The following is an 11,774-nucleotide window of genomic DNA, read 5'->3' as shown; positions in this document are numbered from 1 at the left end:
AGGGGCTGTGCTCCGGTTCTGGCTTGAGAAGAGATAAGTTACGCAGAGCGGAAGCATCAGATATCACCAACGGCGTGTCGTTCAGAGCGATGTGGTATACCTTCTGTGCTTTTACCTCATGCTGAGGTTTGTCGTGAATGGTCTTTGACCAAGCCGGTAATCGACGGTGGAAAGCGCAACGAAGACAACATATTCATTTTATGATGGGATGATTTCGGTAACGGCTTTATTCCGCCCCGCTTCACATGGTCTTCAGCATATGAAACAAAGAGAACACGAAACGAGCAATTGCGGAACGATGGAAGGTGTGCCGGTGGCTTCGGCGATCTAACGGCGAAAGCTCGGAGAGGGAAGGGAGCGTGGCCTCCTTTTCTGAAAGTTAGAGGCCGGATTCTTTGTGACTCGGTTCCAGTTTTTGTATCGAACTCTTTTTCGGCTTCGGATCGCTGGTTTCAATGACTATGGTCCTGCTCCCGGGCTGCTGCAAACCAGCGTCTCCGATTTTTCACTTTGTGGAGCTTTCATCTCCAGGGATGGATTTCTTAACCAAATCGGGGTAGCATTGGTATCGTTAAGGAGATTGCTCCTGCGCTGTCAGATCAACCCAATACGACGCGCCAAACCCCCTTCTCAGAACAGCGAAAACCATTGTCAGACTGGCGAAATCTAAGGCAGCTTTAGCTTTAGTAGCGTCCAGAATAGCTAATTGTTTCAATATAATGCCTGTGCGACTTGGTACCATAAAAAGGGTATGCGGCGGTAAGCGGGGCATATCCGTTGGCGGTGCCATTTTGTTGTGCAGTTGCACGGTGAGTTGCAATCTACCATAATTCCTTTTGCCAAAGAGGATCGTATAGATTGCACGATGAAGAAGACGCCGATTACCGAGCTCGATATTGATAGTCTTGATGAAGCCACGCTGATGGAATTGAACCGGCACATCGTTGAACGATTGCAGTTTCTCCATCAACAAAAGACAGCCGCTGTGCTGCAGGATATTAAGATCGGCAGTGGCGTGATGTTTGAGGGGCCAGATGGTACGATGGTTCGAGGCTTTGTTATTCGTCGCAATCGCAAGACGGTGACGGTGCACACGGATGACGACAAACAGTGGAATGTTTCACCATCATTACTGAGCTTGACGGGTGGTCATATTATGGAGGAAGCACCAGCAAGAGCAGGTCGGGTGGTGCCATTCTCAAAGCCTGACAGTCGTAAGTAAGTGGGATCAGGCTTTGGCGATAATGAGGCCTGCAAGCTCCGGAATGGCTGTTTGTTGACTGGATATACCAAGCCGGTCGCCGAGATAATGCCAGAAGGAAAGCCGAAGCTTTTTGCAGGTCTTCATAAGGCCCAGCATGGTATCGCGGGCAATGCGTCCATCGTTGCTCATGGTGCCACCCGAGATTTTGCGTTGTCTAATCGCCGACTGCGCGTCAAGTGAATTCGTGGGCATTGAGCATCCTTGCGGGTTTGCGGAAGAGGCAACCCGGTTCAGATTGATTGATACCAAGGATCGTGCGCGGCTGGCTTAATTAGGCTCGCGAGCGCGTCCTCAATCGGGCGCTGTAGCGAGTGAGCGGCTTCATAGTCTCCCTCAGCGGGCCGTATCTTTCGGAGCTGTCCAGTGCCGGGAGCAGCGTTGTCTCCGCGGTCGACAACAGTCGCCGCACAATGGGTCTTCGCAGGCAGGATCTTCCTATGTTTGGTGCGCAGTCTCAAATGAGCTGCAGCGCAAATTAACGGAATGATCCAACCCACGTCCGCGGCAGGGGACGCTCAGCGCCTCAAATCAGATTTGACGACGCTGAGGGATGAAGGCTGACACTTCCCGCTTATGCGGTGGCGCCGGCCGATGCGTTGAAGACTTCTCCGGTCTTGAGCATGCTGTGCATGATGACCGCAAGCTTTCGGGCGACCGCCACTGCGGCACGCTTGAAGCCCAGCCGCTCACGCAGTTTAAGCCCCCAGATCTTGAGGCTGCTCTCGATCCTGGCACTGGTTCTTGTGAGGATCACCGTCGCCGCTTCGTAAAGCAGTCCCCGCAGGCGATTGTCGCCTCGTCGCGAGATATGGCCGTCATAGTCGACCTCACCTGACTGGTAGCGCCGCGTTGTCAGCCCGAGCCAGGCGCCAACCGAGCGCGACGTTTTGAAATTATCTGGATCTTCAATCGCTGCCACGTAGGACACGGCGGTGACGGCGCCAATGCCCGGAATCGTCATCAACAGCTTGGTCGCCTGGCTCTGCCGCGCCGCTGCGACCAGCTGGCGATCAAGATCGGCCGCGCGCTTGCGGATGTCGCGCCACGCCTCAAGCAGAGGCAAGATGATCCGTGCCAGGCCGTCATTCCCATCCAAGAGTTCCCTGATATTGGCATCAAAGACCCGACCCGTTCCTTTGGGGACGATGAGGCCGAACGTCTTCATCAGGCCGCGGATCTGGTTGCTCAGCTGGGTTGAGATGCTCAGGAGCTGATTGCGAGCCCCGACCAGCGTGCGCGTTAGCATGCTGTCGAACGCTTTTACCCGGACCGCCTTGTAGAAGCCGGCTTCGGCCAGCTGGGCCAAGCCATCCGCATCATTGGCATCGGTCTTGTTGAGCGTCTCGTTCAAGATCTTTTGCGCGTGCCGCGCTTCAATGCAGATCGCCGGCACCCCCTCGACCGTCATCGCGTGATAGAACCACGTCGACAGCGGCCCCGTCTCGAATACGACGCGTTTGGCGTGCGGGGCATGCTTGCGGATCATCTGCGCTAGAAGTTTTGGATCCGAAGGGCACTTCCCCCGCCAGATCCGCTTCCCGTCCCGGCGGATCGAAATCGCGGTATCTTTCAATGAAATGTCGAGCCCTATATATTGGTCCATGGTTGCCTCCATTCGATGTTTGGGCCCGGTTCAGATCGTGAGCCCGTTTCTCCATCTTATCGGGGGCAACCACCCCCGCCAGCCATCACTCTTATAAAAATGGCCCGGGACGATCGCACCGCGATTACCCCATGTTTGGTGACGCAGCTGCGCAGATCGTTCTCGGAGGCGTTGGTGTGCAACGGAATTTCCGGGCATTCGAGAACCTTGAGCAGTTCTTCCTTGCGGCGTAGCAGGCGTGCCAACAGCTTGTCCAGCTCCACACAACCCGTCCGGATAGAGAAGATGCGGTCAAACCGTTGCCGGAAAGCGCTGATTGATCCCGGTGAGGGGCTCTTCTGCCTGAATGCCTTGAGCTTTCGCGTCTGTTGCCTTGTCCATGCCCGACGGTTTGAACGGGGGCCGTGGCGGCAGGTCTTTCAGCCGCGCAATCTCATCACGCAGTAACCGGTTCTCGACCTTTAGCCAGGTGTTTTCCAGACGAAGCTCAGCGTTGTCGGCACGAAGCTGTTTATTTTCTGTCTCCAGTTTCTCAAGACGTGCTTCAGCTTGCTCCGCTCGTTCCAGCAAACCAGTCACCAGACTACACAACGCATTCAGCGAAAGCGTGTCGGCATGTTCGGGTGAGGGAAGCCTTCTCTTCGACATGAGAACAAAGAATCATGATTTGTCACAAACAGGAATCCACCGGCTCAAAATGAGCGGCCAACTTCGCCTTTATGCACAAATCTTCAGTAAAATGCATTTCTGACTCTTACTCTCAATCAGAAACCCGCAAATAAATCTGCCCGCTTACCCGACAGGATTGATTACGCGTGTTCGGTAAAGAGACGCTTCGCAGAAGTGCCATGCAATAGACAAAACTGGCGGAGAGACGTCATTTTGCATGGCCATTGCTATCTCTGTCTGCGAAGAGATACGTGATGTCAGGCTCATGTTTTTAAGCTGCATTGGCTGCCCGTTCATCTTGCGCCGAATAGACTTCAGACGCACTCAATGCGCCGGCTACGTCATCCAGCCCCCGCAAATAAGCAAACAGGACGTGCGTCATTGGTTCATGGGCACGCAGAACGGTGAAACGGCGGACTGCGACATGGTTTTTACATCTGTCCGGTTAGAACAATGCGATCACTCTAGCGATGCCCCCACCCGCGAAACCTCGATCAAGTGTTCGATTTTCAGTGGCAGATGTGCCTTGCGCTTCGGCAGTGCTATTTCATGGAATGATTGAAGCCGGGACAATAAGGCGGCGGATGACGCAGTTGAGCTCCCGCCGCCTCGATTGCTTCTGTGATGCCTGCAACGCTGTGAGCAGGCAGATTATCCAAACAAGCAGAAATCTCATCGACCCGTGTTTCACACCGGTCGGATCATGCATTAATTCTTGGAACCGGTGGTCATTGGAACGACGATCTCTTTCCAGAATTTGTCTTCATCGATGTAGTTCTGAATGGCAGCTTTCTGAGTGCCGACCGGTCCCGGTTTTGCTTCTGCATTGCCTCCTATATCATTGTTGGTGAAAGCAAGGCTTCGGCCATAGTCGAGACCCATCTCGGTGTTCACGTCGACATAGACACCGGTGACAGGTGCAACTACACCATCCTTGGGGCGAGGGGCGTTGTTCCAGGCAAGGACAATCGACGGGTCGATGACATAGGCCGCCGCAAACAGGTCCCAGACGTTATCGGGTCCGAATGTCGTTCCGCCTTGCGCCTTGATTTGTTCCTCCCGTGCAAGCCAGAGTTTTTGAATGCCGGGAGGGCTATTGTCGACCATTTTCCGATAGAGGTCCTCCGGCATTCCTCCTGTATGTTCATTGGCCTCCAGACCGGAGATCACCTGATTGCCATATGCCTTGAAGGATTCGGAATTCGGATCGCCCCATTTCGAGCGGACGCTGATCTTGGCGGCTTCAGGGTCTGCCCACCAGTTGAACTCAGCCGATGCCGACGAATTCCCCGGAACGTAGAAGGCGCCGCCCATATAGACGATTTCAGCGACCTTCGATGGAAAGCTCGGATCCTTCAGGATGGCACGTGCAATATTGGTGAGCGGACCAATTGCCACCAGCTTGACCTGGCCGGGATATTTGTTGACGGTCTCGACGAGAAAATCCACAGCGTCCCTGTTGCCATCCGGGTCCGGATTCTCCAGACCATATACCCGCTTATAGGACGGGGCCTCGCCATATTTATGCTTGTAGACGTCGGACCATTTTGCCGTCGGGTCGGCATCAATGTCGTTGCCCGCATCCGGCCGTAGATAACCGCCCCAGCCAGTGATAGGACTGATTTGCAATTCAGCTGCCAGCACCTCGGGGGTGGCTTTATTTCCTCGCCAGTTGCGAATGCCGTAACGGCTGCCTTCGTAGATTGGCACCTCGGAGCCGAGTGCCTCCAGTTGTCGCGCGCCCGCGGCGACGCCGGCTGGCATGGGTGTGTTTCCTGAAACAACGGTTACGCCCAGCAGGTCGATGTTGGGAGCGCGCTCCAGCAGAAGCATGGCGGTGCCATCATCGAATAGTTCGACCATATCCGCGTCTAAAATGACTTTCGTGCGCGTTTCTTGTGAAAATGCAACGCCAGATACTGCCAGCGAACAAGTCAAAGTCCAGGCAAAGATAGACGGCCTGATATCCATTCTGTCCTCCCTTTGTAGGGCCCGCGCTGTCAGAGCGAGGCAAGGCGATAGAATATTACGTGGTTTTACCTGTCAACATGAAGAAATTATGTATATCGAAATCTTATACGAAAAATCATTCCATATATATTGAGGAACTACAGTTTAGAACTTTATGTATGTAACGTTTTGCGCCGCTGCGTGGATAGATTGTTTTGCCATTATTTCATCAACGAAACTGGGGCGGCGCTCCAGTTTCTGAAACCAGTCTTTCGGGCGTCTGTTGGATGTCCCGACCGAAGTGAGACAAGACAGTTTTTACCACTGATAAAAACGTTTTTATTTTTCTTGAAAACGTTTTTATATGTTGCTACCGTTTTGATATCACGATTGTGGGAGCTGGAGATGTCGAGGTCGATTGATCGAATGAAAACGCGTGTGCGACCTACGATCAAAACGCTCGCGGAACATACGGGCTATTCGATTGCGACGATTTCGAAGGCATTGCGCGGTTCGCCGGTCGTAACGGAAGAGACGCGCAAGATTATTCTTTCCGCTGCAGACGAGCTCGGCTATCAGGCCGATGCCCGTGGCATGGCGTTGCGTACCGGCAAGACCTACCAGGCCGCTGTGTTGATGCCGATGAATTCGGTGGCGGGTTATGAATGGGACGGTGTCGAATATACGCAGATTCTCAGCGGTCTCAGCCAGATTCTCGATGATAGTGATTATCAGCTTTCCGTTTATGGCTATCGCAGTTTCGACGATGCCTGTGCCATCACGCGCCGCATCGTTGATCAAAGCCTCGCTGACGGTCTGATCTTTTCAGGCGTTCTGGCCGATGATGCGCGCATCGACATGCTGGTGGAGACTGACTTCCCTTTCGTGTCGCTGGGGAGGTGTCGCAAATCGCTCGTTTATGCCCATGTCGATGTGGACAATGAATGGGCTGCACATGCTGCAACTGCACGACTGATCGCTGGCGGGCACCGGCGCATCGGTCTGGTGAATGCGGATGCGCGTTTTTCCTATGCTCTCGACAGGATGGATGGTTTTACGCGTGCCTTCACAGAAGCAGGTGCTGCGCCATGTACCGATCTGGTTATCGGCGGCGACTTGTCCACACGCTTCGGACGCGATTCTGCGCTGGCTCTCCGGGAAAAGCGTGATCCACCGACGGCGCTGGTCTGTGTCAATGAATCGACAACGCTCGGTGTGTTGTCCGCATTGCGGTCGCTGGGACTGGAAGTGGGGCAGGATATTGATGTCATCGCCTATGACGACATCAACGTCAGTGCCTATTTCACCCCGCCGGTCACGACCCTCTACCAGCCGATCGAAGTGTTGGGACAACGGTTGGGGGAATTTCTATTGCAGCGTATGGGAGGGGAAGACCCTGCGCAATTGAGGGAGGTTTTTCGTCCGGAGCTCGTCGCGCGCCAGCCCGACGATCTGGGTGGGAAGTTTAATTCCTAGAGCGGTTTGGCCTTTTTTACGGAATGGCGGGAACCGCTCCGGCGAACAGCTCTCAATGCTGTTTCAGAGGCACAACCGCTTCATGCATTCGCTGAAAGTGTTCTAATGGGAGGAGTACACATGAAAAAGACAATCCTGACTTTGGCGCTCGCGTTGATGTCCTCTGTCGCCGCACAAGCGGCCGATCTTGAGGGAAAAATGCTCAAGGTCGGTTCCGACACGACCTCGCCGCCGATGGAAAGCGTCGACCCCGCCACCGGGCAGATCGTCGGCTTTGATGTCGACGTGGTGAACGCAATCTGCGCCAAGATCAATTGCAAGGCGGAATTCGTGACTACGGGCTGGGATGGCATTTTCGCGGCTCTGGAGCAGGGAAATTTCGATCTCGTTGCATCCGGAGTTTCGATTACCGATGAACGCAAGAAGGCGATGGATTTCTCCGAGCCTTACATCATCAACAGCCAGGCCGTTTTGATGCGTGCCGAAGATGATGGCCTGACACTTGATGACTTCAAGTCGAAGGGCAAAAAGCTGTCAGCCCAGGCAAATACGACCGACGCTCAGGTGGCCGAAGGCATTGTCGGCAAGGACAATGTTGTTGCCTATGACAGTTTCAGCGCCTCTGTCATCGCGCTCAAGAACAAGGACGTCGACGGCGTGGTGATCAACGGCGCCAATGCACCCGCCTATGAAAAGGAATTCGCAGGCGAGCTCGTTGTTCCAATCCGCGACCTGCAATCCGATCCGCTGGGGCTGGTCTTCCGCAAGGGCGATGAAACCGCTGCCGCCTTCAATGAAGGGATCAAGGCCATCAAGGAAGATGGCACGCTCGATGCTCTCATCAGCAAATATTGGGGCGCAAAATAGTCAGGAACATTTCTGGCGGTGGACCTGCGAAAGTGAAGCAAGAGCTGCCGAGATGATACGCAAAACCAAGAAGGAGAGCCTATCCCGAAGAACGCAGGGCGGTTTTCGGGATAGCCAAAACAGATAGAGCAGTTCCAACGACTCCAATTCCGTTGGCCTTGGCCCACACGCAACGCCTCCAGAACAATGTATCCGGAGGGTCGGGAGACGGTTCAATGTATTTTTTGATGCGCTTGCGTCCGAGCAACATGATCGTGCTCGCCGCACTGCCATTTGTCGTCTATCTTTTCGCCAGTTCGAATGACTACCAGCGTTCGCTTCTGGCGATCCTGGGTGTCGAGCCGGGATCATCAGCTTTTGTGCCGGGTTTTGTGCTGCTTTGCGCAGCCTTTGCCTCCGGTCTTGCCACGATGCTCTTCATGCGCAGGAACAATACGCGCTGGGCGGTTCCTTGCGCAGTGTTCAATCTCCTGTCGGCTGCCGCGCTCGTGGCAACACCTGTCGTGTATCCCTATCTGCACTCGGTTGTGGCCAATGGAGTCGATCCGTTCACGTCCGATCTCGTGATGAAAGGCGTCACACCGCGGCGACTTACCGAGGCCGCGGCACTGGCGACTGATCGGTACGGGTTCACCATCCTGTTGAGCTATCTCGGTACGACCATTCTGGGTCTGCTCCTGAGCCTGACGGGGCGATCCGGTAACGGGTTGTCGCGATCGCGCAAGGCGGGTTTCATCCTGCTGGCAACGATCAACGGACTTGGATTATTTCTTGTCCTCTTTGCAGCGCATGTGGCATTTGCCGCCGGGGTTGCAACGACCATTCGGGCTGCCATCTCGGCTTATATCATTGCGGCGCTTCTGGCTCTGCTTTGGGTTGGCCTGCAAAAGCTTCAATATAGCAGCCGGGGAGATCTCATCTTCATCGGCCTGACGTTGCTGATGGCCTGCATGGCTGCCTGGTTTCTGTTTCAGCCACGCCAGGCCTATACACTCGCCGGCACGCTCGACGGAAAGATCGGCGTGGTGACCGGCACGCCGTCGAGCATGATCGGTACGGCGCGATACGGCCAGTTTCCCGGTGGTCCCGAAAATGAAGTGCCATTGCGCACATTTCGCGGTCCGCCTGAAGCGCTCGCCGCTCTTGGCAAGAAGGCCGATGTCAGCGCGGTTCTGCTTCCGGCGGCTTCAGTCCCAGCGAACATGCCTGTCCTGTGGCAGACGGAAGCATTGAACGACCGCGACAAATCGGCGGGCATTGCCTTCGTCGTTCTGGCCATTGCGCTCGGATTGCTGACGGCTTGCGGTCATATCCATCGCCGTCATCCTCTCTCCATCGGGTCAGAATTCATCGTGGATACGATCCGGGGCATTCCCATGCTCGTCATCGTGCTCTATGTCGGCCTGCCCTTGAGCGGCGCACTGAAGGACGCCACTCAGGGCGTGATCGATCCACCAAACATGGCCCGCGGCGTGGCGGCGATGGCGTTGGCCTATTCGGCCTATCTGGCGGAAATTTTTCGCTCCGGCATCAACGCCATTCCAAGGGGACAAATCGAGGCGGCATGCAGCCTGGGTCTCAATGGCTGGCAGACCGCCCGTCTGGTGATCCTGCCGCAGGCTTTCCGTATCATCATTCCGCCGCTTGGTAACGAGCTGATCGCTATTCTCAAGGACACGTCGCTTCTGTCGATCCTGTCCATTCGGGATATCACCCAGCGCATGCGTGAGTTCCAGTCAGCAAGCTTCCTGCCGTTCGCGCCGTATAATTCGGCTGCGATCTTCTACATTCTCCTCACGCTGGCTGCGGCCAGTCTCGTCAGCACAATCGAGAGAAAATATGATGCCAAACATCGTTAAAGCCCGCCAGGACCTGCAGCAGCGCGCCTCCGGACTGGTCTTTCCAAATGACTTTGCCTTTGGTGCCGCGACCTCGGCCTATCAGATAGAAGGCGCCCCTTATGAAGACGGCAAGAGTGAGAGCATCTGGGACCGTTTCTGCAAAAAGCCGGGCGTCATCATTGACCAGTCCAGCGGCGATGTTGCGTGCGATCACTACCATCGCTGGCGCGAGGACATTGCGGTGCTGAAAGCGATGGATCTCAAAGCCTATCGCTTTTCCCTCGCCTGGACCCGGATTTTGCCGGGGGGGTACGGTGCGGCCAATATAAAGGGAATAGGCTTTTACGACCGTCTCATAGACGATCTGCTGGAGGCGGGCATCGAACCCTATGCGACGCTTTATCATTGGGATCTGCCGCAGATCTTGCAGGACAAGGGCGGCTGGTATGTCCGGGAGACCGCGGATGCGCTGGCCGAATATGCATCGGTTGCCGTTCGCAGTTTCGGTGATCGTGTCAAGAAATGGACGACACTCAATGAGCCATGGACCTTCTGCTGGTCAGGCCATGCCAGCGCTGAAGATGCGCCGGGGTTGGCTGACGGCGTAAAGGGCGGGGTCACGTCAAGCCATCATGCACTGCTTGGCCACGGCAAGGCAGTCCAGGCCATTCGTGCAGAACGCGCGGATGTCTCGGTGGGCATTGTGTTCGATCTCAACGTGGCGGAACCAGCCACCAACGATCCGCGCGATGTTGCGGCAGCGAAACGTTTCGATGGTGCACAGAACCGCTGGTTCCTCGATGCCGTATTCAAGGGAGCTTATCCGCAGGACATGCTGGAGCTTTACGGCGATCTCCTGCCGCCCATCCATCCGGAAGACAACAAGACGATTGCGGAGCCGCTCGATTATCTGGGCGTCAACATCTATCGCCGGTCTGTGATCGCAGAAGGTGACGAATTGCCACCACTCAATTATCGCCGTGTGCAGCCGGAAGGCATCTATTCTGCAGTTGGTTATGAAGTCTGGCCGCGCTGCATCTATGACATTCTGCATTACGTAAATGACGGATATGCGCCAAAGGAAATTTATATTTCCGAAAGCGGCGTAGCAACGCGGCCGGAAGATGTGGGGCCGGATGGGCATGTCTGGGACGATCTGCGTGCGAAATATTATGTCGATCATCTGGAGCAGGTGGCCATGGCCATTGATGAGGGCGTGCCGGTGAGGGGTTACTTCGCCTGGACACTGACAGACAATTTTGAATGGGCCTTTGGTTACACGACACCGTTCGGCATTACCCATATCGATTTCAAAACCCAGGAGCGTCGCGTGAAATATTCCGGCGAGGTCTACGCCCTCATTGCACGGCAGGATGGAAATATTGAAACGAGGAGCGCGGCGATTGGCTGACAACGGGCAAAGGACCGTCCTGATTACCGGGGCCACGCGCGGCCTAGGCCGCGAACTGGCACGGCAATATGCCAAGGATGGCTGGCGTGTGATCGCCTGCGGTCGCCGCCCGCCTGAAACGCCATGCGCCCCCGATATCGAGTTTCAGATACTTGATACGGCTGACCCGGTTTCGGTGGCCGCCCTTGGTGATCGTCTGGTCATGCGTTCTCTGGACCTCGTCATCAACAATGCGGCTGTTCGCAGTCGCATTACTGGCCTTGCGCCGCTCGATCCGGATGATTTCATGGCAGTCGTCAGGACAAATATGCTCGGCCCTGTTCTGGTAGCGCGCGCATTGCGGAACAGCCTGGCGCGCGGCACGGAGCCGATGATTGCCAATATCAGCAGCCGGGCCGGCTCGATCTCAGAGGGGCTGTTGGATGATAACGACGACGATTACGCATATCGGTGCTCCAAAGCCGGATTGAATATGGCGACCGCCCAACTGGCCTTTGATCTTCATGCCGACGGCATAAAGGTGATTGCACTTCACCCCGGCTGGGTAAAGACGGACATGGGCGGTGAAGGAGCCGTCGTGAATGCAGAGAACAGCGCGTGCGGATTGAGAACGGTAATCGCCGGTGCTCCCAAAACTGGGGCCTTCCTCTCCTTTAATGGCAACGAAATCAGTTGGTAAGCTGACCTGATTCA

9 protein-coding genes and 3 pseudogenes are annotated in these 11,774 nt (G+C 55.4%); 6 read left to right on the top strand and 6 right to left on the bottom strand.

Going from position 1 to position 11,774, the window contains the following annotated elements:
* The first annotated feature begins 865 nt into the window (after positions 1-865).
* Entirely contained in the window at positions 866-1,222 is a 357-nt protein-coding gene (locus AAE521_RS07690) for a hypothetical protein (RefSeq protein ID WP_342060961.1), read from the top strand.
* A 6-nt stretch (positions 1,223-1,228) separates the two neighbouring features.
* Here AAE521_RS07690 and AAE521_RS07685 read toward each other — a convergent pair.
* From AAE521_RS07685 to AAE521_RS07660, 6 genes and pseudogenes are all read right to left on the bottom strand, one after another.
* Positions 1,229-1,420: pseudogene (locus AAE521_RS07685) on the bottom strand (IS66 family transposase); the annotation flags it as partial.
* Between the two features lie 415 nt (positions 1,421-1,835).
* A complete protein-coding gene (locus tag AAE521_RS07680) occupies positions 1,836-2,867 on the bottom strand; it encodes an IS110 family RNA-guided transposase (RefSeq protein WP_342060959.1) in 1,032 nt (343 codons plus the stop codon).
* Positions 2,868-2,923: 56 nt separating this feature from the next.
* Entirely contained in the window at positions 2,924-3,184 is a 261-nt protein-coding gene (locus AAE521_RS07675; RefSeq protein ID WP_342061110.1) for an IS66 family transposase, read from the bottom strand.
* A gap of 40 nt (positions 3,185-3,224) precedes the next feature.
* Positions 3,225-3,515 (bottom strand): annotated as a pseudogene (locus AAE521_RS07670) (IS66 family transposase); the annotation flags it as partial.
* Positions 3,516-4,093: 578 nt separating this feature from the next.
* Positions 4,094-4,195: pseudogene (locus tag AAE521_RS07665) on the bottom strand (IS630 family transposase); the annotation flags it as partial.
* Positions 4,196-4,244: 49 nt separating this feature from the next.
* The gene (locus AAE521_RS07660) at positions 4,245-5,507 is read right to left on the bottom strand and encodes a nucleoside hydrolase (protein WP_071633219.1); all 1,263 of its coding nucleotides are present in this window, start codon (positions 5,505-5,507) and stop codon (positions 4,245-4,247) included.
* A 384-nt stretch (positions 5,508-5,891) separates the two neighbouring features.
* On the opposite strand from AAE521_RS07660, the gene AAE521_RS07655 reads away from it, so the two are divergent.
* From AAE521_RS07655 to AAE521_RS07635, 5 genes are all read left to right on the top strand, one after another.
* A complete protein-coding gene (locus AAE521_RS07655) occupies positions 5,892-6,962 on the top strand; it encodes a LacI family DNA-binding transcriptional regulator (RefSeq protein ID WP_071633220.1) in 1,071 nt (356 codons plus the stop codon).
* Positions 6,963-7,082: 120 nt separating this feature from the next.
* Positions 7,083-7,829, top strand: a complete 747-nt coding sequence (locus tag AAE521_RS07650; RefSeq protein ID WP_071633221.1) for a transporter substrate-binding domain-containing protein — start codon at positions 7,083-7,085, stop codon at positions 7,827-7,829.
* A 215-nt stretch (positions 7,830-8,044) separates the two neighbouring features.
* Positions 8,045-9,688 carry an amino acid ABC transporter permease gene (locus AAE521_RS07645; protein WP_342060957.1) on the top strand — a complete coding sequence of 548 codons (1,644 nt, stop codon included), beginning with the start codon at positions 8,045-8,047 and terminating at the stop codon, positions 9,686-9,688.
* Positions 9,672-11,081 (top strand): GH1 family beta-glucosidase, encoded by a 1,410-nt coding sequence (locus tag AAE521_RS07640; protein ID WP_342060956.1) that lies wholly within the window; start codon positions 9,672-9,674, stop codon positions 11,079-11,081. Before AAE521_RS07645 ends, AAE521_RS07640 begins: the two co-directional genes overlap by 17 nt.
* Positions 11,074-11,760 (top strand): SDR family oxidoreductase, encoded by a 687-nt coding sequence (locus AAE521_RS07635; protein WP_342060955.1) that lies wholly within the window; start codon positions 11,074-11,076, stop codon positions 11,758-11,760. The genes AAE521_RS07640 and AAE521_RS07635 overlap by 8 nt, the downstream gene beginning before the upstream one ends.
* Positions 11,761-11,774: the final 14 nt, after the last annotated feature.

This window comes from Brucella cytisi (assembly GCF_038433355.1).
In the GTDB taxonomy this organism is placed as follows: domain Bacteria; phylum Pseudomonadota; class Alphaproteobacteria; order Rhizobiales; family Rhizobiaceae; genus Brucella; species Brucella cytisi.
Note: the sequence above shows the minus strand (reverse complement) of the source record. Positions and strands in the feature narration are given on the sequence as shown.

Excerpts from the sequence above, each read along its gene's own strand:
- AAE521_RS07690 (WP_342060961.1), top strand. The coding sequence starts at position 866 with ATGAAGAAGACGCCGATTACCGAGCTCGATATTGATAGTCTTGATGAA.
- AAE521_RS07680 (WP_342060959.1), bottom strand. The coding sequence starts at position 2,867 with ATGGACCAATATATAGGGCTCGACATTTCATTGAAAGATACCGCGATT.
- AAE521_RS07660 (WP_071633219.1), bottom strand. The coding sequence starts at position 5,507 with ATGGATATCAGGCCGTCTATCTTTGCCTGGACTTTGACTTGTTCGCTG.
- AAE521_RS07655 (WP_071633220.1), top strand. The coding sequence starts at position 5,892 with ATGTCGAGGTCGATTGATCGAATGAAAACGCGTGTGCGACCTACGATC.
- AAE521_RS07650 (WP_071633221.1), top strand. The coding sequence starts at position 7,083 with ATGAAAAAGACAATCCTGACTTTGGCGCTCGCGTTGATGTCCTCTGTC.
- AAE521_RS07645 (WP_342060957.1), top strand. The coding sequence starts at position 8,045 with ATGTATTTTTTGATGCGCTTGCGTCCGAGCAACATGATCGTGCTCGCC.
- AAE521_RS07640 (WP_342060956.1), top strand. The coding sequence starts at position 9,672 with ATGCCAAACATCGTTAAAGCCCGCCAGGACCTGCAGCAGCGCGCCTCC.